At 69.7% G+C, this 22,269-nt stretch carries 14 protein-coding genes, 2 rRNA genes and 1 pseudogene; 9 read left to right on the forward strand and 8 right to left on the reverse strand.

The annotated features are described in order from the left end of the window. Nucleotides 1-172 precede the first annotated feature (172 nt). A 23S ribosomal RNA gene (locus OHS71_RS24745) occupies nucleotides 173-3,296 on the forward strand. Nucleotides 3,297-3,386: 90 nt separating this feature from the next. Next, a 5S ribosomal RNA gene (gene rrf, locus OHS71_RS24750) occupies nucleotides 3,387-3,503 on the forward strand. A gap of 101 nt (nucleotides 3,504-3,604) precedes the next feature. On the opposite strand, the gene OHS71_RS24755 is transcribed toward rrf, so the two are convergent. From OHS71_RS24755 to OHS71_RS24775, 5 genes are read right to left on the reverse strand one after another with little or no spacing between them, the layout of a single operon-like run. After that, nucleotides 3,605-4,915 (reverse strand): DUF58 domain-containing protein, encoded by a 1,311-nt coding sequence (locus OHS71_RS24755; protein WP_328481537.1) that lies wholly within the window; start codon nucleotides 4,913-4,915, stop codon nucleotides 3,605-3,607. Then, nucleotides 4,915-5,904 (reverse strand): AAA family ATPase, encoded by a 990-nt coding sequence (locus OHS71_RS24760; RefSeq protein ID WP_328484629.1) that lies wholly within the window; start codon nucleotides 5,902-5,904, stop codon nucleotides 4,915-4,917. Before OHS71_RS24760 ends, OHS71_RS24755 begins: the two co-directional genes overlap by 1 nt. Beyond that, nucleotides 5,904-7,100, reverse strand: a complete 1,197-nt coding sequence (locus OHS71_RS24765) for a DUF4350 domain-containing protein (protein WP_328481538.1) — start codon at nucleotides 7,098-7,100, stop codon at nucleotides 5,904-5,906. The genes OHS71_RS24760 and OHS71_RS24765 overlap by 1 nt, the downstream gene beginning before the upstream one ends. Next, nucleotides 7,097-7,945 (reverse strand): DUF4129 domain-containing protein, encoded by an 849-nt coding sequence (locus tag OHS71_RS24770; RefSeq protein WP_443047038.1) that lies wholly within the window; start codon nucleotides 7,943-7,945, stop codon nucleotides 7,097-7,099. Before OHS71_RS24770 ends, OHS71_RS24765 begins: the two co-directional genes overlap by 4 nt. Before the next feature lie 4 nt (nucleotides 7,946-7,949). Continuing rightward, entirely contained in the window at nucleotides 7,950-9,341 is a 1,392-nt protein-coding gene (locus OHS71_RS24775; protein ID WP_328481539.1) for a hypothetical protein, read from the reverse strand. 140 nt (nucleotides 9,342-9,481) lie between these two features. Here OHS71_RS24775 and mtnA point away from each other — a divergent pair, with 140 nt between their 5' ends. Beyond that, entirely contained in the window at nucleotides 9,482-10,627 is a 1,146-nt protein-coding gene (mtnA, locus tag OHS71_RS24780) for an S-methyl-5-thioribose-1-phosphate isomerase (RefSeq protein ID WP_328481540.1), read from the forward strand. 36 nt (nucleotides 10,628-10,663) lie between these two features. Here mtnA and OHS71_RS24785 read toward each other — a convergent pair whose 3' ends face one another. Further along, a complete protein-coding gene (locus tag OHS71_RS24785; protein ID WP_328481541.1) occupies nucleotides 10,664-11,542 on the reverse strand; it encodes a GNAT family N-acetyltransferase in 879 nt (292 codons plus the stop codon). A gap of 347 nt (nucleotides 11,543-11,889) precedes the next feature. On the opposite strand from OHS71_RS24785, the gene mtrA reads away from it, so the two are divergent. From mtrA to OHS71_RS24815, 6 genes and pseudogenes are all read left to right on the forward strand, one after another. After that, nucleotides 11,890-12,579, forward strand: a complete 690-nt coding sequence (gene mtrA, locus OHS71_RS24790) for a two-component system response regulator MtrA (protein ID WP_328481542.1) — start codon at nucleotides 11,890-11,892, stop codon at nucleotides 12,577-12,579. A 1-nt stretch (nucleotide 12,580) separates the two neighbouring features. Further along, a complete protein-coding gene (gene mtrB, locus OHS71_RS24795) occupies nucleotides 12,581-14,770 on the forward strand; it encodes an MtrAB system histidine kinase MtrB (RefSeq protein WP_328481543.1) in 2,190 nt (729 codons plus the stop codon). Next, complete coding sequence (locus OHS71_RS24800; RefSeq protein WP_443047040.1) at nucleotides 14,745-16,595, forward strand: LpqB family beta-propeller domain-containing protein; 1,851 nt, start codon at nucleotides 14,745-14,747, stop codon at nucleotides 16,593-16,595. Before mtrB ends, OHS71_RS24800 begins: the two co-directional genes overlap by 26 nt. Before the next feature lie 210 nt (nucleotides 16,596-16,805). Continuing rightward, nucleotides 16,806-17,528: pseudogene (locus tag OHS71_RS24805) on the forward strand (ComF family protein); the annotation flags it as partial. Nucleotides 17,529-18,209: 681 nt separating this feature from the next. Next, a complete protein-coding gene (gene hpf / locus OHS71_RS24810) occupies nucleotides 18,210-18,902 on the forward strand; it encodes a ribosome hibernation-promoting factor, HPF/YfiA family (RefSeq protein ID WP_328481546.1) in 693 nt (230 codons plus the stop codon). Nucleotides 18,903-19,108: 206 nt separating this feature from the next. Then, nucleotides 19,109-19,855, forward strand: a complete 747-nt coding sequence (locus tag OHS71_RS24815) for a response regulator (protein WP_020133042.1) — start codon at nucleotides 19,109-19,111, stop codon at nucleotides 19,853-19,855. A gap of 157 nt (nucleotides 19,856-20,012) precedes the next feature. Here the strand turns inward: OHS71_RS24815 and OHS71_RS24820 are convergent, their stop codons facing one another. Beyond that, nucleotides 20,013-21,212 carry a winged helix-turn-helix domain-containing protein gene (locus OHS71_RS24820; protein ID WP_328481547.1) on the reverse strand — a complete coding sequence of 400 codons (1,200 nt, stop codon included), beginning with the start codon at nucleotides 21,210-21,212 and terminating at the stop codon, nucleotides 20,013-20,015. A 197-nt stretch (nucleotides 21,213-21,409) separates the two neighbouring features. After that, nucleotides 21,410-22,063, reverse strand: a complete 654-nt coding sequence (locus tag OHS71_RS24825) for a GNAT family N-acetyltransferase (RefSeq protein ID WP_328481548.1) — start codon at nucleotides 22,061-22,063, stop codon at nucleotides 21,410-21,412. Nucleotides 22,064-22,269 lie beyond the last annotated feature (206 nt).

Raw genomic sequence — 22,269 nt, forward strand, 5'->3', positions numbered from 1 at the left:
CGTGGAAAGCTGATCATGAGTGGCGAGGGTGCCGGGCACGCTGTTGGGTATCTGAGGGTGCGGCTGTGAAGCCGTCCTTCATGATGCCGGCCCCAGTGCACTCCAGCTCAGGTTGGGGGTGATGGGTGGCTGGTCGTTGTTTGAGAACTGCACAGTGGACGCGAGCATCTGTGGCCAAGTTTTTAAGGGCGCACGGTGGATGCCTTGGCACCAGGAACCGATGAAGGACGTGGGAGGCCACGATAGTCCCCGGGGAGTCGTCAACCAGGCTTTGATCCGGGGGTTTCCGAATGGGGAAACCCGGCAGTCGTCATGGGCTGTCACCCATACCTGAACACATAGGGTATGTGGAGGGAACGCGGGGAAGTGAAACATCTCAGTACCCGCAGGAAGAGAAAACAACCGTGATTCCGGGAGTAGTGGCGAGCGAAACCGGATGAGGCCAAACCGTATACGTGTGAGACCCGGCAGGGGTTGCGTGTGCGGGGTTGTGGGATCTCTCTTTCACAGTCTGCCGGCTGTGAGACGAGTCAGAAACCGTTGATGTAGGCGAAGGACATGCGAAAGGTCCGGCGTAGAGGGTAAGACCCCCGTAGTCGAAACATCAGCGGCTCGTTTGAGAGACACCCAAGTAGCACGGGGCCCGAGAAATCCCGTGTGAATCTGGCGGGACCACCCGCTAAGCCTAAATATTCCCTGGTGACCGATAGCGGATAGTACCGTGAGGGAATGGTGAAAAGTACCGCGGGAGCGGAGTGAAATAGTACCTGAAACCGTGTGCCTACAAGCCGTGGGAGCGTCGCGCATCGAGCTTGCTTGGTGCGTCGTGACTGCGTGCCTTTTGAAGAATGAGCCTGCGAGTTTGCGGTGTGTTGCGAGGTTAACCCGAGTGGGGTAGCCGTAGCGAAAGCGAGTCCGAACAGGGCGTTTCAGTAGCACGCTCAAGACCCGAAGCGGAGTGATCTAGCCATGGGCAGGTTGAAGCGGAGGTAAGACTTCGTGGAGGACCGAACCCACCAGGGTTGAAAACCTGGGGGATGACCTGTGGTTAGGGGTGAAAGGCCAATCAAACTCCGTGATAGCTGGTTCTCCCCGAAATGCATTTAGGTGCAGCGTCGTGTGTTTCTTGCCGGAGGTAGAGCACTGGATAGGCGATGGGCCCTACCGGGTTACTGACCTTAGCCAAACTCCGAATGCCGGTAAGTGAGAGCGCGGCAGTGAGACTGTGGGGGATAAGCTCCATGGTCGAGAGGGAAACAGCCCAGAGCATCGACTAAGGCCCCTAAGCGTACGCTAAGTGGGAAAGGATGTGGAGTCGCACAGACAACCAGGAGGTTGGCTTAGAAGCAGCCACCCTTGAAAGAGTGCGTAATAGCTCACTGGTCTAGTGATTCCGCGCCGACAATGTAGCGGGGCTCAAGCGTACCGCCGAAGTCGTGTCATTGCAGCAATACGCCCAACGGCGGCTGTGATGGGTAGGGGAGCGTCGTGTGCCGGGTGAAGCAGCACCGGAAGGTAGTTGTGGACGGTTCACGAGTGAGAATGCAGGCATGAGTAGCGATACACACGTGAGAAACGTGTGCGCCGATTGACTAAGGGTTCCTGGGTCAAGCTGATCTGCCCAGGGTAAGTCGGGACCTAAGGCGAGGCCGACAGGCGTAGTCGATGGATAACCGGTTGATATTCCGGTACCCGCTGTGAAGCGTCAAACATCGAGCATCGTGATGCTAAGGCCGTGAAGCCGTTCCGGACCCTTCGGGGAAAGGAAAGTGGTGGAGCCGCCGGCCCAAGCGGTTAGTAGGTGAGTGATGGGGTGACGCAGGAAGGTAGTCCATCCCGGGCGGTGGTTGTCCCGGGGTAAGGGTGTAGGACGGTGTGTAGGCAAATCCGCACGCCATATAGTCTGAGACCTGATGCCGAGCCGATTGTGGCGAAGTGGATGATCCTATGCTGTCGAGAAAAGCCTCTAGCGAGTTTCATGGCGGCCCGTACCCTAAACCGACTCAGGTGGTCAGGTAGAGAATACCGAGGCGTTCGGGTGAACTATGGTTAAGGAACTCGGCAAAATGCCCCCGTAACTTCGGGAGAAGGGGGGCCATGTCTGGTGAGAGGACTTGCTCCTCGAGCTGGGTGTGGCCGCAGAGACCAGCGAGAAGCGACTGTTTACTAAAAACACAGGTCCGTGCGAAGCCGTAAGGCGATGTATACGGACTGACGCCTGCCCGGTGCTGGAACGTTAAGGGGACCGGTTAGTCACTCTTCGGGGTGGCGAAGCTGAGAACTTAAGCGCCAGTAAACGGCGGTGGTAACTATAACCATCCTAAGGTAGCGAAATTCCTTGTCGGGTAAGTTCCGACCTGCACGAATGGCGTAACGACTTCTCGACTGTCTCAACCATAGGCCCGGTGAAATTGCACTACGAGTAAAGATGCTCGTTTCGCGCAGCAGGACGGAAAGACCCCGGGACCTTTACTACAGTTTGATATTGGTGTTCGGTTCGGCTTGTGTAGGATAGGTGGGAGACTTTGAAGCGGCCACGCCAGTGGTTGTGGAGTCGTCGTTGAAATACCACTCTGGTCGTGCTGGATGTCTAACCTGGGTCCGTGATCCGGATCAGGGACAGTGTCTGATGGGTAGTTTAACTGGGGCGGTTGCCTCCTAAAGAGTAACGGAGGCGCCCAAAGGTTCCCTCAGCCTGGTTGGCAATCAGGTGTTGAGTGTAAGTGCACAAGGGAGCTTGACTGTGAGACCGACGGGTCGAGCAGGGACGAAAGTCGGGACTAGTGATCCGGCGGTGGCTTGTGGAAGCGCCGTCGCTCAACGGATAAAAGGTACCCCGGGGATAACAGGCTGATCTTCCCCAAGAGTCCATATCGACGGGATGGTTTGGCACCTCGATGTCGGCTCGTCGCATCCTGGGGCTGGAGTCGGTCCCAAGGGTTGGGCTGTTCGCCCATTAAAGCGGTACGCGAGCTGGGTTTAGAACGTCGTGAGACAGTTCGGTCCCTATCCGCTGCGCGCGCAGGAATATTGAGAAGGGCTGTCCCTAGTACGAGAGGACCGGGACGGACGAACCTCTGGTGTGCCAGTTGTTCTGCCAAGGGCATGGCTGGTTGGCTACGTTCGGGAGGGATAACCGCTGAAAGCATCTAAGCGGGAAGCCTGCTTCGAGATGAGTATTCCCACCCCCTTTGAGGGGTTAAGGCTCCCAGTAGACGACTGGGTTGATAGGCCGGATGTGGAAGCCCAGTAATGGGTGAAGCTGACCGGTACTAATAGGCCGAGGGCTTGTCCTCAGTTGCTCGCGTCCACTGTGTTGGTTCTGAAACCACGAACAGCCCCATGCCATGGTCACGGTGTGGTGCGGCTGGACAGTTTCATAGTGTTTCGGTGGTCATAGCGTGAGGGAAACGCCCGGTTACATTCCGAACCCGGAAGCTAAGCCTTACAGCGCCGATGGTACTGCAGGGGGGACCCTGTGGGAGAGTAGGACACCGCCGAACAAATATTACGGGAAACCCCCGCACCTCACGGTGCGGGGGTTTTCTGCGTTCGGGATTCATTTGAAAGGGGCTCTCCTGCCGAGAGCCCCTTTTTCTTTGCGCTACAGGCGTCCTGCTGCCTTCAGGGCCAGATAGGCGTCTGCCAGGGCGGGGGCGAGATCGTCCGGTGTGGCGTCGATGACGGTCACGCCGTGGCGGCGGAGTTGTTCGGCGGTGCGATGGCGTTCTGTCTGGGCCCGGGCGGCGGCTGCGGCCTCGTACACCGCTTCGGCATTGCCACGGGAGGTCGCCATCCGTGCGATGTGAGGGTCGGCGACCGATGCCAGCAGGACCGTATGACGCTGAGTGAGTTGAGGGAGGACGGGCAGGAGGCCTTCCTCGACCGGGGTGGCGTCCAGCGTGGTCATGAGGACGACGAGGGAGCGGCGGGGGGTCGTGCGGAGAGCTGTGGCGGTGAGGCCACGGGCATTCGTCTCGACCAGTTCGGGTTCGAGGGTGGCCATGGCGTTGACCAGGGAGGGGAGAACATCACGCGCCGTCCGGCCCTGGACGAGAGCGCGTGCCCGGCGGTCGTAGGCGAGGAGGTCGACTCGGTCGCCGGCGCGGGAGGCCAGGGCCGCGAGGAGGAGTGCCGCGTCCATCGAGGCGTCGAGGCGGGGGGCGTCGTCGACGCGTCCTGCGGAGGTGCGTCCGGTGTCGAGGACGAGAAGGATGTGGCGGTCGCGTTCAGGGCGCCAGGTGCGGACCGCGACGGTCGAATGGCGGGCTGTTGCGCGCCAGTCGATGGAGCGGGTGTCGTCGCCGGGGACGTATTCGCGCAGGCTGTCGAACTCTGTGCCCTCGCCGCGGGTGAGGACGCTGGTGCGGCCGTCCAGTTCGCGCAGGCGGGCCAGCTTCGAGGGGAGGTGCTTGCGGCTGGTGAACGGGGGGAGGACGCGCACGGTCCAGGGGACCTCGTGGGCGCCCTGTCGGGAGAGGAGGCCGAGAGGGCCGTAGGAGCGGATCGTGACGCGATCGGCCCGGTGGTCGCCGCGGCGGGTGGGGCGTAGGCGGGTGGTGACGCGGCGGCGTTCGCCGGGTGGGACCGTCACGCGGTGTCGGGAGGCCTCCGTCTCCGTTCCCGGCTGCCAGCTGCTGGGGGGCCAGGCGTCGCGGAGGTGCGCGCGCAGAGTGCGGCGGGACGGGTTGGTGAGGGTGAGGGTGATGTCGGCCGGGTCGCCGAGACGGGCGGAGGTGTCGCCGGAGCGGGTCAGGCTCAGTCTGCGTACCGGGGCGGCCAGGGCGAAGTCGCAGACGCAGGCCAACGCCAGTGGGACGTTGACGGCGAGGATGCCCGTCCAGCCGGCGTCCCAGATCCCTACGGGGAGGGAGCCCACGGCGGCGAGGAGCGCGGTGCGTCCGGTGAGTGCCATCAGCGGGGCACGGGGACGTGGGTGAGGATCGCGGTGATGACGGAGTCCGCCGTCACGCCTTCCATCTCGGCCTCGGGACGTAGGTGCACGCGGTGGCGGAGGGTGGGGAGGGCGAGGGCTTTGACGTCGTCGGGGATGACGTAGTCGCGGCCTGTGAGCCATGCCCATGCGCGTGCGGTCGCCAGGAGGGCCGTCGCGCCTCGCGGGGACACGCCCAGGGTGAGGGACGGGGACTCGCGGGTGGCGCGGCAGATGTCGACGACGTAGGCCGTGATCTCGGGGGAGATCGCCGTCTTCGCGACTGCGGCGCGGGCGGCTTCGAGGTCGGCCGGTCCTGCGACCGGGCGTACGCCGGCGGCATGCAGGTCGCGCGGGTTGAAGCCATCGGCGTGGCGGGTGAGGACGTCGATCTCCTCCTGGCGGGAGGGGAGCGGGATCGTCAGTTTGAGGAGGAAGCGGTCCAGTTGGGCTTCGGGGAGGGGGTAGGTGCCTTCGTACTCGACGGGGTTCTGTGTTGCCGCGACCAGGAACGGGTCGGGGAGCGGGCGCGGGGTGCCGTCGACGGTGACCTGGCGTTCCTCCATCGCTTCGAGGAGGGACGACTGGGTTTTCGGCGGTGTGCGGTTGATCTCGTCGGCGAGGAGGAGGTTGGTGAAGACCGGGCCGGGTTGGAAGGAGAACTCGGCGGTGCGGGCGTCGTAGACGAGGGAGCCGGTGATGTCGCTGGGCATGAGGTCGGGGGTGAACTGGACGCGTTTGGTGTCGAGTTCGAGTGCGGAGGCGAGGGCGCGGACGAGCAGCGTCTTGGCCACTCCGGGAACGCCTTCGAGGAGGACGTGTCCGCGGCAGAGGAGGGCTACGACGAGGCCGGTCACGGCGGGGTCCTGGCCGACCACGGCCTTCGCGATCTCGGCGCGCAGGGCCTCCAGGGAGGCGCGGGCGCGGCCCGGGTCCCCGGTGTACCCGGCGTTGTCAGTGGTCGGGGCCATCATGGACGGCGTACCTCTCTTTCGAGGGCGTCGAGTTGGTCGGCGAGCGCGATCAGGGTCGAGTCGTCGCCGGGGGGTGGGCCGAAGAGGAGGGAGTGCAGGGGCTGTCCGTCGCTGTGGAGGTGGGCGGACAGGGCGGGGACGAGCGCCTCGGGCGTGTGTGCCCGGGTGACGGGGACGCCCAGGAGAGGGGCGAGGCGGGTGCGGGTGGTGGAGCGCAGAGCGGCGGCCGCGCGGTCGCGGGCGGCGGCTTTGCGGTAGAGGCGGGCGCGGCCTTCGACGGTTTCGGAGGCGCGGATCGCCACGGGGAGTTTCTCGGGCACGAGGGGGCCGAGTCGGCGTGCCCGCCAGAGGGCGGCGAGGGCTGCCGCGAGGAAGAGCTGAAGGGTGCCCCAGAGCCAGCCGGAGGGGAGCAGGTCGAGGAAGCCCTTCTCGTCGTCCGGGTCGGTGGCGGCGGTGTCGGAGAGTGAGGGGAGGTACCAGACCAGATGGCTGCGGGAGCCGAGGAGTTGCAGGGCGAGCGAGGCGTTGCCCTGCTGGTCGAGGCGGTTGTTGTAGAGGATGTCGGGGGCGCCGAGGACCACGGTGTCGCCGTCGCCGGAGGCGTCCGGGACGCGCAGCAGGGTGGCGAGGCGGGCGCTCGGGTAGCACTGGTCGGCGCCGAGGTGGCGGGTGGTGTAGCGGATGCCGCCGGTTTCCGCGGTGCCCGCCCGTCGGGCGGCGGGGAACGCGCAGCCGGGGGTGAGCGCGGAGCCGCGGCTGGTGGCCGGGTCCGCGGTCACGCCGGGTGCGAGGGTTTCGACCGACCGGCCGGTGGGGGCCACGAGGACGGTGCGGCCGCCGGAGCCTGCGATCGCCGAGTGCAGGTCCCGCTGTTGATGCTCCGTCAGGAGGTCGGGGCCGGCTATCAGGAGGGTGGTGTCGGGGCTCGTTGCGGTGCGGGCTTCGGCCAGGGTGGTGACGACGCGGGTGGACACGCCGCGGTCGGCGAGGAGTTCGGCGAGCGCGCGGCTGCCGTAGGGGTCGGCGGAGCGCGGGTCGAGGGCGCCGTGGCGGGCGTCGGACTGGAGCGCGGCGAGCGTGACGGCGCCGGCCAGGAGCAGCGCGAGGGCGAGAGTGATGCCCCGCGCGCGGGTCCACAGCTGCCGGGCGGTGGGGGAGGCCGAGGTGGACGGGAGCGTGGCCTCGGTCGTCATCCGGCGGCCCCCTGGCGGGTGGGGTGGGTCGTGGTGTGGGTGCTGCTCGCCGTCAGACGGGGTTTGGCGCGCTCGAGGTCCAGGTCGAGTTCGGCCATGCGGGTGTACGACTGCTGGGTGGCTCGGCGGCCGCCGTACGTCACGTCGTCGAAGTCGCGGGCGGCGGCGCGCAGCCGGTCGGTGTGGGCGGGCAGGGTGCGGCCGGCGTCGGCGGCGGCCTCGTCGGCCGTGCGGCCTGGGCGGACGTCGAGCAGGGCGCGTTCTTCCAGGGAGCGGACGATGGCGCGGGTGCGTTCCTGGACGGCCTGGTTCCAGTGGCCCTGGGCGGCGTGTGCCTCGGCGGCCGCGCGGTGTTCGGCGGCGCTGCGGGGGCGGTCGTCGAAGAGGGCGGCGGCGGTGGAGGTGGGTCGGCGGCGCGGGGCGCCCAGACGCCACCACAGGGCGCCCGCGACGGCCGCGACGGCCGCGATGACGACCAGCAGGCCGAGGGTGCCGCCGGGGGTGGCGGTCGAAGCGGTGCCGAACAGGTCGCCGATCCAGTCCCAGAGGGTGTCCAGGGCGCGCTGGAACAGGCTGGGGTCGTTCTGGTGGTACAGGTCCTTGGACAGCTCACGGCGGGCGGCTTCCCGTCCGGGGTCGCGTGGGACGGTGAGCGGTGGTTCGTCACCCGAGCGGGCCAGTGACAGCGCGGCGCCGTCACCCGCCCGCAGCAGCGCCGTCAGGGCGCTGCCGGTGAGGCGGGTCAGGGCTGCCGGGGCCGCGTCGGTGCTGCCGGGCAGCAGGGCCCGTACGGGCGGGCCGCCCGGGAGCGGTACCGCTGTGAGAACGCCCCCCGCCAGGTTCACCGCATCAGCTCCCCGGGGTCGTGCTGCCGGCGGTGGGGCCGTAGCCCTGGAGGCCGGCGGCGCGGGCCAGGTCGAGGTCGAGGGCCTCGCGGCGGATGCGCTGGTCGACGTAGAGGAGTACGTAGACGCCCGCCGAGATCGGGAAGGTGATCATGGAGCCGAGGACCGAGCCGATGCCGCTGACGATCAGGTAGGTCCAGCCGTAGTCGGCGCTCGCGTCCGCCATGCCGCCGATGCCCCCGTCGCTCAGGGCCATACCCATGAGGGCGAAGGGGACGACGACGAGCATCGAGACGATGTTCGCGATGATCAGGGCGAGCAGCTGGATGCCGAAGACACGCCACCAGGAGCCGCGGGTGAGCTTCGCGGAGCGGATGAGCGCCTTCTTGATGCTCTGCTTCTCCAGCATCAGGGCGGGCGAGGCGAGGGAGAGGCGGACCAGCAGCCACAGCCCCAGGACGATCGAGCCGAGGGCGCCGAAGGCCATCAGCGCGGCCCCCGCTTCGGAGCTTCCGGCGACGCTCACGAGGATGCCCGGCAGCAGGCAGACGAGGACGGTCAGGGCGCCGATCAGGATCAGCAGGAAGATCAGGCCGAACAGCTTGAAGACCTGGGGGCGGGCGTCGCGCCAGGCCTCCTGGAGGGTGACCGGTTTGCCGAGGACCGCCCGGCTGGTGACGGCTGTGAGGAGGGCGGTCGCCGTGATGGTGCCGATGAGGGCGATGAGAAGGACGGGTCCGGAGGCGCGCACGGCGTCGCCCATGGCGTTGACCTGCTCGTCGGCGGTGGCGCTGGGGTCGCCGAGAGCGGTGGTGTCCGTGCCGTTCAGGACGAGGCCCTGCAACAGCACGACGAAGATCTGGGTGATGACGGCGACGGTCAGCGAGATGCCCAGGACCGTGCGCCAGTAGGTGCGCATCGTGGTGACGGCGCCGTCGAGGATCTCGCCCACGGCGAGCGGGCGCAGCGGGATCACTCCGGGCTTCGCCGCGGGCGGTGGGCCGCCCCAGCCGCCGCCCCAGCCACCGGGAACTCCGTAACCGCCGTACCCGCCGGGTCGGGGGCCGGCGGGGCCGCCGGGGTAGCCGCCGCCCGGTCCGGGGGGCGGGGGGCTGCCCCAGCCGGGTCCGGGCGGCGGAGGGGGCGGGGGCGGCGGGGTCTGGCCCGCGTTGTGTCCGGAGTTCTGGGGTTGCGCGGGCGCGGACCACTGGCCGGGGCCGGCCGGCGGCTGTTCCTTGGACCACTTCGTGCCGGGGCTCTGCGGGTTCGCGCCCGGCTGGTCCGCGGGCCCGGCGTCGGCGGGGCGGTCCGTGGGCTCGGCGGGACGGGACGCGCCGGGCTCCTGTCCGTCGGGCGGGGCGGATCCGGGCGAGGCCCAGCCCGGAGTGTCGTTCATCGTCGCTCCTTCACGGTGCCCGTCCGCGGACGCGGCGGCAGGTTGGGAGCCATCGTGCCATGGGGCACCAACCGGGTGACCGGTCGCGGTAGAGGCTGCACACCTTCAATTGTCCGCCGGATCGGGGGCAGACTGATCGCATGGCTGATCAGTACGCGCAAAGCGGCGAGGACAAGCGGCCGAGCGAGATTCCTGCGATCCGTTGGGAGGAGCTACCCGAAGGTCCTGTGCTGGTCCTTCTCGACCAGACGAGACTGCCAGCGGAGGAAGTCGAACTGGTGTGTACGGACGCGTCCGCGCTGGTGGAGGCGATCAGTTCGCTGTCGGTGCGCGGGGCACCGCTGCTCGGGATCGCGGGAGCGTACGGCGTCGCGCTCGCCGCCGCGCGCGGTTTCGACGTGGAGGACGCCGCGCACGCGCTGGCGGGCGCCCGGCCCACCGCGGTGAACCTGTCCGTCGGCGTGCGCCGGGCGAGGGCCGCGTACGAGGCCGAGCTCGCCGCGGGAGGCGACCCGGCTCAGGGCGCGCGGGCCGCGCTCGCGGCGGCGCGGCAGCTCCACCGGGAGGACGCCGAGGCCAGTGCCCGGATGGCCGCGCACGGGCTGGCGCTCCTCGACGAGCTGCTGCCCGGCGGCGGGCACCGTGTCCTCACCCACTGCAACACCGGTGCGCTGGTGTCGGGTGGAGAGGGGACGGCGTTCGCGGTGGCGCTCGCCGGGCACCGGGTGGGACGGCTGCGCCGGCTGTGGGTGGACGAGACGCGGCCGCTGTTGCAGGGCGCCCGCCTGACGGCGTACGAAGCGGCGCGCAACGGCATGGCGTACACGTTGCTGACGGACAACGCGGCGGGTTCGCTCTTCGCGGCGGGCGAGGTGGACGCGGTGCTGATCGGGGCGGACCGCATCGCGGCCGACGGGTCGGTGGCGAACAAGGTGGGGAGCTATCCGCTCGCGGTGCTGGCGCGCTACCACCATGTGCCGTTCATTGTGGTGGCGCCGGTGACCACGGTGGATCTGGAGACGCCTGACGGTGCGTCCATCGAGGTGGAACAGCGCCCCGGTTTCGAGGTGACGGAGGCCATGGTGCCGCAGGCGCCGGTGACGGGAGCGGGCATGTGGGCTCCGGTGGCGCCGCTGGGGACCCAGGCGTACAACCCGGCGTTCGACGTGACGCCGCCCGAGCTGGTGACGGCGATCGTCACGGAGGAAGGCGTGGTGTCGCCGGTGACCGCCGAGGCGCTCGCCGAGCTGTGCGGCAGGGCGCGCCGGGAAGGGGCGGGACTGTGATCGCCCGCCGGTAGACGCCACCGTGCGCGGAAGGACCTACGAGCGGGCGGGCTGGCCGGCGATCAGGAGGGTCGTCCCGGCGGGGCGGAAGCCGAGACGGGCGTAGAGGCGGGCGGCGGACTCGTGCGCGTAGGCCAGGAAGACCGTCTCGACGCCGTGGGTGCGGGCGTGGGCGACCAGGGCCGCGGTCACGGCGGCGGCCAGCCCCTGGCGGCGGGCGGAGGGCAGGGTGCCGATGCCGCCGATCTCCGTGGTGGCGTTCGCCGGGTGGTAGTGGCCGGTGGCCAGCGGGGTGGCGTCCGCGGCGAGGGCGGCGACGAGGGTCTTGTGTCCGGCGCGGATCGTGGGGCGGACCGCGGCCACCGTGCCGTCCCCGATCAGCTGCTCGGCCGTCCTCGCCAGCTTCGCGCGGTCCGACTCGCCTGCCGCGCGGGCGGGATCCCCGGGGGAGTGGCTGTCGGGCGGGGGCGTTTCGGCGAACGCCAGGTGCGGGAGGGCGAGGGCCGCGGGCAGTGCGGGGTCGTCCGCGGTCAGCGCGCGCAGTGTCACCCCGTCGGGCAGGGGCTGCGGAGGGAGCGGCTCGTGGGGAGGCAGCGCCATCAGAGGGCGCCGCAGCACCGTGAGGCCGGCGGCCTCGATACGGGCACGCAGCGCGGGCGTCGACTCGGCCAGCCACTCGAACGCTTCCGGTACACCGAGCGCACGCTGCCGGGCACGCACCCGGGCGATGTCGGCCGCTCCGACGGAGGCCGCGCCCGCCCCGGTGGGCTGGGCGTGCCCCGGACCGCCGTAGTACGGGGCACCGGGCTCCCTCCGTACGAACAGGCGCAGCGGACCGAAGTCCTCGGCGTCGGCGAAGAGAAGGGGCACGGTCGCGTAATACCGCTCGATGCGGTCGCGCAGCGGGTCGCTCATACGGCGATCCCACCACCGGGCGGCGCCGCACGCACCGGGATTCGCCGCAGGGAACCGCCCTCGACGGCCGCGGCGGGGGACGTACTCCGCCACAGGCGTCGTCACAAGCGCGGTCTGGTTCGGCTGATCGCCGGCCCGGGGCATGGGCGGTCGGCCGTTCAGGCGCAGGCGGCATGACTGTGGCCGGGAAGGCCGCCGGAGCGGACACGGGCCTTCGGCAGCCGGGCCGACACGAGTGCTGACATCGACGTCGGACGACGGGGGCAGACAGTGAGCGTCCGGTACGACTAGGGTCACAGGCCGGTGACCCTGCTCACCTGCGTGTCCTTCACCGTTATGAGAATGGGATGATGTCGTTTATGAAGGGACGAGTCCTTGTCGTCGACGACGACACCGCACTGGCCGAGATGCTCGGCATTGTGCTGCGTGGTGAAGGTTTTGAGCCGTATTTCGTAGCCGACGGTGACAAGGCGCTGGCCGCTTTCCGTGAGGCGAAGCCCGACCTGGTGCTGCTGGACCTGATGCTGCCCGGCCGGGACGGCATCGAGGTGTGCCGCCTGATCCGGGCGGAGTCCGGGGTGCCCATCGTGATGCTCACAGCGAAGAGCGACACCGTCGATGTCGTCGTCGGACTGGAGTCCGGTGCCGACGACTACATCGTGAAGCCGTTCAAGCCGAAGGAGCTGGTCGCCCGGATCCGGGCCCGGCTGCGGAGGTCCGAGGAACCGGCGCCGGAACAGCTCGCCATCGGCGACCTGGTCATCGACGTGGCCGGTCACTCCGTGAAGCGGGAAGGCCAGTCGATCGCACTGACGCCGCTGGAGTTCGATCTGCTGGTCGCGCTGGCGCGCAAGCCCTGGCAGGTCTTCACCCGCGAGGTGCTCCTCGAACAGGTGTGGGGCTACCGGCACGCCGCCGACACCCGCCTGGTGAACGTGCACGTGCAGCGGCTGCGCTCCAAGGTCGAGAAGGACCCCGAGCGACCGGAGATCGTCGTGACCGTCCGTGGCGTCGGATACAAGGCAGGACCCAGCTGACATGTCGGGTGACAGTGCCGCTTCGGCCCCCGGTCGGTCCGGGGCCCGTCCACAGCGGCCTGTCGGCCGTGGGACACCGGGTTCACGTTTCGCACGCCTCCTCGAAGGAGGACTGCTCCAGGGCGGGGTCCAGGGCAGCCCCGTCCTGAGGCTGCTGCTGCGCTGGGTGCGTCGGCCGCTGCTGCCCGTCATGCGGCTGTGGCGGCGCAACATCCAGCTCAAGGTCGTCGCCACGACGCTGCTGATGTCACTGGGCGTCGTCCTGCTGCTGGGCTTCGTCGTCATCGGGCAGGTCCGCAACGGGCTGCTCGACGCCAAGGTGAAGGCGTCCCAGAGCCAGGCCACCGGCGGGTTCGCCGTCGCCAAGCAGAAGGCCGACGAGGCCGCCGGCGCGGTCGCCGGTGACGGCACCCGGGCGGACGCCGGCGCCTCCCAGAACGTCATCGAATGGATGAGCGAGCTCGTACTGTCGCTGTCCAGCGGCGGCCAGGGCGCCTTCGACGTGGTCACCCTGCCCCCCGGCGACGTCAGCGGCGTCGCCCGCGGGCCGCGTGCCTCCGGCTTCGTCGACCCCGACAAGAGCGTCCCCGAGAAGCTGCGCGAGCAGGTCAACACCAGCACCGGCGCGGCGCAGAGCTACTCCCGCATCATCTACCTCAGCGACAAGGAATCCCAGCCGGCCCTGGTCATCGGCAAGCAGGTCAACGACCCCAACGGCGATCCGTACGAGCTGTACTACCTCTTCCCGCTCACGCAGGAGGAGAAGTCGCTCAGCCTCGTCAAGGGCACTCTGGCGACCGCCGGACTGTTCGTCGTCGTCCTCCTCGGCGCCATCGCCTGGCTCGTGGTGCGGCAGGTCGTCACGCCCGTGCGGATGGCCGCCGGGATCGCCGAACGGCTGTCCGCCGGGCGGCTCCAGGAACGCATGAAGGTCACCGGCGAGGACGACATCGCCCGCCTCGGCGAGGCCTTCAACAAGATGGCCCAGAACCTCCAGCTGAAGATCCAGCAACTGGAGGACCTCTCACGCATGCAGCGGCGGTTCGTGTCCGACGTCTCGCACGAACTGCGCACGCCGCTGACGACCGTACGCATGGCCGCCGACGTCATCCACGACGCCCGGGTCGACTTCGACCCCGTCACCGCACGGTCCGCGGAACTGCTCGCCGACCAGCTCGACCGGTTCGAGACACTGCTCGCGGACCTCCTGGAGATCAGCCGCTTCGACGCCGGCGCCGCCGCCCTGGAGGCCGAGCCGATCGACCTCAGGGAGGTCGTGCGCCGGGTCGTCAGCGGGGCCGCGCCGCTCGCCGAACGCAAGGGGACGACCGTACGCGTCATCGGCGACCAGCAGCCCGTCGTCGCCGAAGCCGACGCCCGGCGCGTGGAGCGGGTCCTGCGCAACCTGGTCGTCAACGCCGTCGAACACGGCGAGGGCAAGGACGTCATCGTCAAACTCGCCGCCGCGGGCGGCGCCGTCGCCATCGCCGTGCGCGACTACGGCGTCGGACTCAAGCCCGGCGAGGCCACCCGCGTCTTCAGCCGGTTCTGGCGCGCCGACCCGGCACGCGCGCGTACCACCGGCGGCACCGGTCTGGGGCTCTCCATCGCCCTGGAGGACGCGCGGCTCCACGGCGGCTGGTTGCAGGCATGGGGAGAGCCCGGCGGCGGCTCGCAGTTCCGGCTGACACTGCCCAGGACCGCGGACGAACCGCTGCGGGGCTCGCCGATACCGCTCGAACCGAAGGACTCCCGCCGCAACCGGGGACAGCTCGACGAAGCGGGTCTGCCGCGCGGCGGAGGCCAGAAGAGCGCGACGGTGCCGGTACAGCCCGCCAATGAGCAGTCGTCGGCCGCGCGGAGCACCCTCGCGCCCCGCACGGCCGGCGTGGCTCCCACGGCCGACCCGACGGCGCTGCCCGGCAACGGCGCGCGCGTCGTGCCCCGGCCCGCCTCGGGCACCGGCGGCGGACGCGGACAGGACGAACCGCCCGCCGCGGGGACAGCAGGCGACGACAACCCGCAACGGACGGAAACGTCCCGCGCGCGGGACACGGACGACACAAGTGGCCCCGGTGACCCGGATGGCGCCGGCGACGCGGGTGACACAGCACTGAGGGGGGCTTCGAACCGGCCGAGAGCCGGGGCGGAGAGCTCGGACCAGCATGGGGAGGCATTTCGTGGGCGCTGAGTGGCGCGAGGGGGGAACCCGGCGTACGCCCGGGCGCGCGGTGGCGTACACCGCATGCGGCGTCGTCCTGCTGGCCGGGTGCGCCTCGATGCCCGACAGCGGAGACCTGCGCGGTGTCGAATCCACCCCGCGCCAGGACACCCAGGTACGGGTGTTCGCGATGCCGCCCCAGGACGACGCGCAGCCCTCGGAGATCGTCCAGGGCTTCCTCGAAGCGCTCACCAGCGACGACCCCGGATACTCGACCGCACGGCAGTACCTGACCGAGAGAGCCGCCCAGAGATGGCAGCCCGAACGGTCCACGACGGTCCTCGCGGACGGACCGGCCACCGAATCCCGGCCCGCCGGCAGCCGCGAGGACGGCAACGACTACTCGTACGTCCTGACCGGCACGAAGGTCGCCACCGTCGACGCCCAGCAGTCGTACGCGCCCGCCTCCGGCACCTACGCCCAGCCCATCCACCTCAGCCGCGACAAGAAGACCGGGCAGTGGCGCATCGACGCCCTCCCCCAGGGCGTCGTCATGGGCAAGTCCGACTTCCGGCGCAACTTCCTGTCCGTCAACAAGTACTACTTCGCCTCGAACACCACGGCCGACGGCTCCGGACAGCCCATGACCGTCGCCGACCCCGTCTACGTCCGGGAACGCGTCGACCCGATGACGCAGATGGTGCGCTCCGTGCTCACCGGGCCCACCAGTTGGCTCCGCCCCGTCGTCAGATCCAGCTTCCCCACCGGAACCGCGCTGCCCAAGGGCGTCACCGCACTCGCCCCCGACGACCAGAACAAGCTCACCGTGCCGCTGAACGACAAGGCGGCCCACGTCGGACAGGGCAGGTGCGAGGAGATGGCGGCCCAGCTGCTGTTCTCCTTGCAGAGCCTGAGCCCCGCCGTCGACGAGGTCGCACTGCGTGCCGGCGGCACCCAGCTGTGCTCCCTCAACGAGGAACGTGCCGCCACCGTCGCCGCCCGCGGCTCCGAGACCAACCCCGGCTACCTGTACTTCATCGACGGCCAGCACCGCCTCGTCCGGATGACGAGCGGCAGCGGCAACACCAAGGCCGACCCCGTCCCCGGAGCACTCGGCGACGGCACCAAGGCACTGCGCTCGGTGGCCGTGGCCCGCGACGAACACAGCGCCGCCGGAGTCGCCCTCGACGGCAAGACCCTCTACGTCACGTCCACCGTCTCCGGCAGCTCCATCGGCGACCCCGTGCTTCAGAGCACGGGCAAGACCGAGACCGACCGGCTCATCACCCCCAGCTGGGACGCCCAGGGCGACCTGTGGGTGGCCGACCGCAACCCCAGCGCCCCTCGACTGCTCCTGCTGGAGAAGGGCGGCGGCCAGCCGCTGACGGTGCTCACTCCCGGGCTGGACGGCCGTATCGACGCCGTACGCGTCGCCGCGGACGGAGTGCGGATCGCGCTCGTCGTGGACAAGGGCGGCAAGCAGTCCCTGCTCATCGGACGGATCGAACGAGGCCCGGGCAACGGCACGCAGCCGTCCGTGTCGCTCCAGGAACTGCGCTCCACGACACCGGAGTTGGAACAGGTCAAGGCCGTGTCGTGGGCCGGTGACAGCCGGCTCGTGGTCGTCGGCCGGGAATCCGGGGGCGTCCAGCAGGTGCAGTACGTGCAGTGCGACGGCTCGATCCCCGAGGCGGGCACCCTCCCCGGCCTCACCGAGGTCACCAGCATCGCCGCCTCGGAGGACAGCGACGTCCCGCTCTTCGCCACCTCCAAGGACGGGCTGCTCTGGCTCCCCGGCGGAAGCGGGTGGCGGACGCTGAAGGAGACCGCGTCGGTCGCGTTCTACCCGGGGTGAGCCTTTCCCCGATGCGGGGAACCGCACTCACCCCCGTGCCTTTGACACGGGTTCCCCGGGCAGCGGCTTTCGGCCTGCTCTTCTCTGCTGGTGAGAGGGAGCAGCGGCTGCCTTTCGCCGGTGCTCCGCCCGCCTTCCCTCCTCCTTGTCGCGCGTTTTCCACAGGGCACTCCTGACGGTTTTCCACAGGGGTGGCAAACCGCTTCCCCCATGGGCAGAGTGGTGGACGTGGAAGCCGTTCGCACGTGGTGGCAGGAGCTCGCCGGCCTGGTGCTGCCCGCTGAGTGCGGGGGCTGCGGGAGCGCGCGTACGGTGCTCTGCCCGCAGTGCCGGAAAGCGCTGAGCGGGGCAGCGCCGTTCCGGGTCCGACCGGTGCCGGAACCGCCGGGGCTGCCCGCCGTGCACGCGGCGGCCCGGTACGCGGACGAGGTACGGGCCGTGCTGCTGGCCCACAAGGAACGCGGCGCGCTGGCGCTGGCCCGACCCCTGGGCGCGGCGCTGGCGGGGGCTGTGCGGGCGGGGACGGGGGAGGTGGGGAGGGGGGAGGGGGAGGGCCCCCGGTCACCCCGAGGCGTACTCCTCGTACCCGTCCCCTCCGCCCGAGCCGTGGTGCGGGCGCGTGGTCATGATCCGGCTCGGCGGATCGCTCTCGCGGCGGCCGGTGAGTTGCGGCGGGCGGGGGTGCCGGCGCGGGTGGCCGCCGTGCTGCGGCAGCGGCGGGCCGTGGCCGACCAGTCGGGGCTCGACGCGCGGCAGCGGCTGGACAATCTGGTGGGCGCGCTCACGGTGGTGCCCGGGGGCGCACGCGTGCTGTGCGGTGGTCCGGTGGTTCTCGTCGACGACGTGGTCACGACGGGCGCCTCCCTGGCGGAGGCGGCGCGCGCGGTGCGGACGGCTGCCGCGACGGTGGTGCGGACGGCTGCGGGGGCGGAGCGCGCGGGTCGGGGGCAGAGTGGGCGGTGCGGGGTGGAGGCGCGTGGGCGGTGCCCCGAGGGAGCGAGTGGGCGGTGTCCGGAGGGAGCGAGTGGGCGGTGCCCCGAGGGAGCGAGTGGGCGGTGCCCGGAGGGAGCGAGTGGGCGATGTGGGGAGGAGGCGAGGGATGCGTTGTGTGGTGAAGGGGCGACGGCCGTGTACATGGGCGGCACCCGGGAAGGCAGAAAGAAGCCGTCCGGAATGGAGGAGGGGCGGGTGAGCGCGGTGCCGATCACGCCGATGAGCGGTGCGGGCGGAGCCGGTGAGGTGCTCTGCGCCGCAGTGGTCGCCGCGTCGCCGGACTCCCTCGAAATAAACCGGAACTGAGTGAGAACTTGCGTCGTTGCAGGTAATGAGAGGGCCAATTCGCCTGAACGGAGGTACGCCGCAGTAGAGGGTGACGACATCCGTCCGGGCGAGATATGTTCGGTTGTGAGGGAAAGCCGCAGGCCACACCCTCCCGAATCCGAATGCCGTGCTGCGGTTTTCGTAATCTTCCGCAGTACCTGGGGTGTAGATCTCGCCCATGGGGGAGGAGGAGGTGGAAGTCACCAAGTCGGAGGTTCCGGTGCTCACCGGAGCCTGGTGCAAAAGGGAGATGCTCCGCCACTGAAGCGGAGTGATCCGGGAACGGAGTTCTGCGTGGACATCGTCGTCAAGGGACGCAAGACCGAGGTGCCCGAGCGGTTCCGCAAGCACGTGGCCGAGAAGCTGAACCTGGAGAAGATCCAGAAGCTCGACGGCAAGGTGATCAGCCTCGACGTGGAGGTGTCCAAGGAGCCCAACCCCCGACAGGCGGACCGCTGCGACCGAGTGGAGATCACCCTCCGCTCCCGCGGTCCTGTGATCCGGGCGGAGGCATCGGCCAACGACGCGTACGCGGCACTCGACCTGGCGGCGGAGAAGCTGGATGCCCAGCTGCGCAAGCAGCACGACAAGCGTTACACGCGCCGCGGCGCCCGCAGGCTCTCCGCGGCGGAGGTCCCCGACCATGTCCCGGGTGTGGCGACGCTCAACGGCAACGGCCGTCCCGTCCCGTCCGGCGAGTCGGAGAGCGTGCCGACCAAGAGGATCGGCTCGCTTGAGGTGCAGGGCGACGGCCCCCTCGTGGTGCGCGAGAAGACCCACGTCGCCGCGCCGATGACCCTCGACCAGGCCCTCTACGAGATGGAACTGGTCGGACACGACTTCTATCTGTTCGTCGACTCCGAGACCAAGCAGCCCAGCGTCGTCTACCGGCGTCATGCCTACGACTACGGCGTGATCTACCTCGACACCGACCCGATGGTGGCTCAGGCGCACTCCCCCGAGGCGGGCGGCGCGCTGGGCGGCTGACCTCGCCCGGTGACAGCTGAGCGGTGTGCCCCTGGAGCGCGGTGTGCGCCCCCAGGGGCACCCGTGTGCGACCCCTTCGGGCACCGCTTCGTCACCGCGTTGTCGTCCGGGCATGGAATCATGGCCAGGGCGGCTCAACCGGTGGGCCGCTGCCTTGGGTTGGCGACGGCACAGGACCACGGCCACAGCCTTCAGGGGGAGGAACGATGGCGGACAGCTTCGGACCGATGCGGGACGACGATGCCGACGACGGCGTCGTCGGCATGGGCCCGGACGGGGGAACCTCACGCAAGGAGCCGATCAGAGTCCTTGTCGTGGACGACCACGCCTTGTTCCGCCGGGGCCTGGAGATCGTGCTCGCGGCCGAGGAGGACATCCAGGTCGTCGGCGAGGCGGGGGACGGTGCGGAGGCCGTGGACAAGGCGGCCGACCTGCTTCCGGACATCGTGCTGATGGACGTACGGATGCCCAAGCGCGGCGGTATCGAGGCGTGCACCTCCATCAAGGAGGTGGCCCCCAGCGCGAAGATCATCATGCTGACGATCAGCGACGAGGAGGCCGACCTCTACGAGGCGATCAAGGCGGGCGCGACCGGCTATCTCCTCAAGGAGATCTCCACGGACGAGGTCGCCACCGCTATCCGCGCGGTCGCCGACGGACAGTCGCAGATCAGCCCTTCCATGGCGTCGAAGCTGCTCACCGAGTTCAAGTCGATGATCCAGCGGACCGACGAGCGCCGACTCGTGCCCGCGCCGCGGCTGACGGACCGTGAGCTGGAGGTGCTCAAGCTGGTCGCCACCGGGATGAACAACCGTGACATCGCCAAGGAGTTGTTCATCTCTGAGAACACCGTGAAGAACCATGTGCGCAACATCCTGGAGAAGCTTCAGCTGCACTCCAGGATGGAGGCCGTGGTGTACGCGATGCGGGAGAAGATCCTCGAGATCCGGTGATCCGGTGATCCGTGATCCGGTCGTCCAATGATCCGGTCAGCCGGTCAGCCGGTCACCGGCCATCTGTTCGTTCGGTGGCTCGGAGCCCGGAGCCCGGAGCCCGGAGCCCGGTGGTTCGGTGACCTGGTGGTTCGGTGACCTGGTGGTCCGGCGGGGGTCAGGCCAGGGCGCGGGCGAGTTCCCTGGTGAGGGGTTCGCGCAGGTCCGGGGCGTCCACACGTTCCACGCGGACGTCCGTGCAGTCCACCCAGGTCGCCGCCTCGAGCAGGGCCTGGGCCACCGCCGGGACCGCCTTCGGGCCGTCCAGCGTGACCTGCCTGGCGACCAGGGTGCGGCCCTCACGGGCCGGGTCCACGCGGCCGACGAGCCGGCCGCCGGCCAGGACCGGCATCGCGAAGTAGCCGTGGATCCGCTTCGGCTTGGGGACGTAGGCCTCCAGGCGGTGGGTGAAGCCGAAGATCCGCTCGGTGCGCGCCCGTTCCCAGATCAGTGAGTCGAAGGGGGACAGGAGCGTGGTGCGGTGTCGGCCGCGCGGGGGCGTCTCCAGGGCCGCCGGGTCGGCCCAGGCGGGCTTGCCCCAGCCCTCGACCGCGACCGGGACCAGGCCCGACGCGTCGATCACCGCGTCGACCTGTTCGCCCCTGAGACGGTGGTAGTCGGCGATGTCCGCGCGCGTGCCCACGCCGAGCGACCGGCCGGCCAGCCTGACCAGGCGGCGCAGGCACTCGGTGTCGTCCATGTCGTCGTGCAGCAGGTCGGCGGGTACGGCGCGTTCGGCGAGGTCGTACACGCGCTTCCAGCCGCGGCGCTCCACACAGACCACCTCGCCGTACATCAGCGCGCGTTCCACGGCGACTTTGGTGCCGGACCAGTCCCACCACTCGCTGGTCTTCTTCGCTCCGCCCAACTCGGTTGCGGTGAGCGGGCCTTCGGTGCGGAGCTGCTTGAGGACCTGCTCGTACGTGCCGTCCGGGAGGGCGTGGTTCCAGTGCGGGCGGGCGCGGTAGGCGCGGCGGCGGAAGGCGAAGTGGGGCCATTCCTCGATGGGGAGGATGCAGGCGGCGTGGGACCAGTACTCGAAGGCGTGCGGCCGGGTGACAGACGTGTCCGTGGGGATGGGGTTCCAGTAGGCGTCCTCGACCGTCTTGCGGCCTACCGCTCCGAGGCGGGCGTAGGGGATCAGCTCGTGGGAGCGGGCCAGTACGGAGATGGTGTCGAGCTGGACCGCGCCGAGGTGACGGAGGACTCCGCGGACGCCGGCCTTGCGGTCGGGTGTGCCGAGGAAGCCCTGCGCGCGTAGGGCGATGCGGCGGGCTTCGTCTGCCGAGAGGGCGCTGGCGGGGCGCGGGGTCGTCATGGCTCGCACGATAGGGGGTGGGACTGACAGTGGGGGGTGAGCTGGGAGTTCCGGGTGGGGGAGTGAAGTGCGGTGGGGTGAGGCGGGGTGCGTGGGGGTGGGCGCATGTGGGTGGTTCGCCCGCGCCGTCCGTTCCCGTTCCCGTCCCTGGCTGCTGCCGCCCCGACCCCTGCTTCGGCTCTGGAGGGGCCTCGTCCTCAAACGCCGGACGGGCTGGTGGTGTCCCCGGGTGGGGTGGTTGCGGCCCTGGACCGGCCGGTGGTGGCCCCGGGCGGCCTGGAGGGTGCCGGAATGTACGGTGCCGTCGACGGCAGGCCCAGGTCCGAGGGGAGCAGGGCGGCCAGCCAGCAGTCTCGTCGTACGCCCTTGTTGTGGATGGCCGAGCGCAGGGTGCCTTCCTGGGTGAAGCCGGCTTTCTCGGCGACCGCGCGGGAGGCGGTGTTGCCGATCTCGGCCCGCCATTCCACGCGGTCGACGGAGAGGGTGGTGAAGGCCCAGCGAGCGGAGGTGAGGACCGCCTCCGTGGTGTAGCCGTGGCCGCGGTGTTCCTTGGCGGCCCAGAAGCCGACCTCGGCCGTCCCCGGGGAGCGCATGGTGAGGCTGAGGACGCCGGTGAGGGTTCCGTCGGGGAGGAAGACGCCGAAGGTGAACATGGAGCCGGTCGCCCAGCCTTCCGGGGCGAGCAGCTCGATGAAGCTCCGGGCGTGCTCGGGGAGGTAGGGGGAGGGGATCGTGGTCCAGCGCTGGACGTCGGGGTCCTGGGCTGCGGTGTGGACGGCGTCGGCGTCCCGCGGGTCGAGGGGGCGCAGGACGAGACGGGGGGTGGTGAGGGTGACGGGCTCGAGCTCCATCGGCCGATTCTGCTCGGCAGGTCCGGGCGGCGCCATCTTTTCGCGGTGCGTGATCGGGTGATCACAATTCGCGCAATTCGTCTGCCGGACGCGGCACCATCGGCGGGGCCCGGCCGTTGTCACTTTGAAGAAGATTTTGGAACAGGTGCACAGCAGTGTGTGGTCCTCGTCGCGGCAGGCCTCCCGGGGCGGCGGGGTCCTCGCAT

Source organism: Streptomyces sp. NBC_00377 (genome assembly GCF_036075115.1).
Taxonomy (GTDB): Bacteria; Actinomycetota; Actinomycetes; order Streptomycetales; family Streptomycetaceae; genus Streptomyces.

Excerpts from the sequence above, each read along its gene's own strand:
- OHS71_RS24755 (WP_328481537.1), bottom strand. The coding sequence starts at position 4,915 with ATGGCACTCACCGGACGCACCGCGCTCCTCGCCGCCGTGGGCTCCCTC.
- OHS71_RS24760 (WP_328484629.1), bottom strand. The coding sequence starts at position 5,904 with ATGGCCCCGACCACTGACAACGCCGGGTACACCGGGGACCCGGGCCGC.
- OHS71_RS24765 (WP_328481538.1), bottom strand. The coding sequence starts at position 7,100 with ATGACGACCGAGGCCACGCTCCCGTCCACCTCGGCCTCCCCCACCGCC.
- OHS71_RS24775 (WP_328481539.1), bottom strand. The coding sequence starts at position 9,341 with ATGAACGACACTCCGGGCTGGGCCTCGCCCGGATCCGCCCCGCCCGAC.
- mtnA (WP_328481540.1), top strand. The coding sequence starts at position 9,482 with ATGGCTGATCAGTACGCGCAAAGCGGCGAGGACAAGCGGCCGAGCGAG.
- OHS71_RS24785 (WP_328481541.1), bottom strand. The coding sequence starts at position 11,542 with ATGAGCGACCCGCTGCGCGACCGCATCGAGCGGTATTACGCGACCGTG.
- mtrA (WP_328481542.1), top strand. The coding sequence starts at position 11,890 with ATGATGTCGTTTATGAAGGGACGAGTCCTTGTCGTCGACGACGACACC.
- mtrB (WP_328481543.1), top strand. The coding sequence starts at position 12,581 with ATGTCGGGTGACAGTGCCGCTTCGGCCCCCGGTCGGTCCGGGGCCCGT.
- OHS71_RS24800 (WP_443047040.1), top strand. The coding sequence starts at position 14,745 with ATGGGGAGGCATTTCGTGGGCGCTGAGTGGCGCGAGGGGGGAACCCGG.
- OHS71_RS24815 (WP_020133042.1), top strand. The coding sequence starts at position 19,109 with ATGGCGGACAGCTTCGGACCGATGCGGGACGACGATGCCGACGACGGC.
- OHS71_RS24820 (WP_328481547.1), bottom strand. The coding sequence starts at position 21,212 with ATGACGACCCCGCGCCCCGCCAGCGCCCTCTCGGCAGACGAAGCCCGC.
- OHS71_RS24825 (WP_328481548.1), bottom strand. The coding sequence starts at position 22,063 with ATGGAGCTCGAGCCCGTCACCCTCACCACCCCCCGTCTCGTCCTGCGC.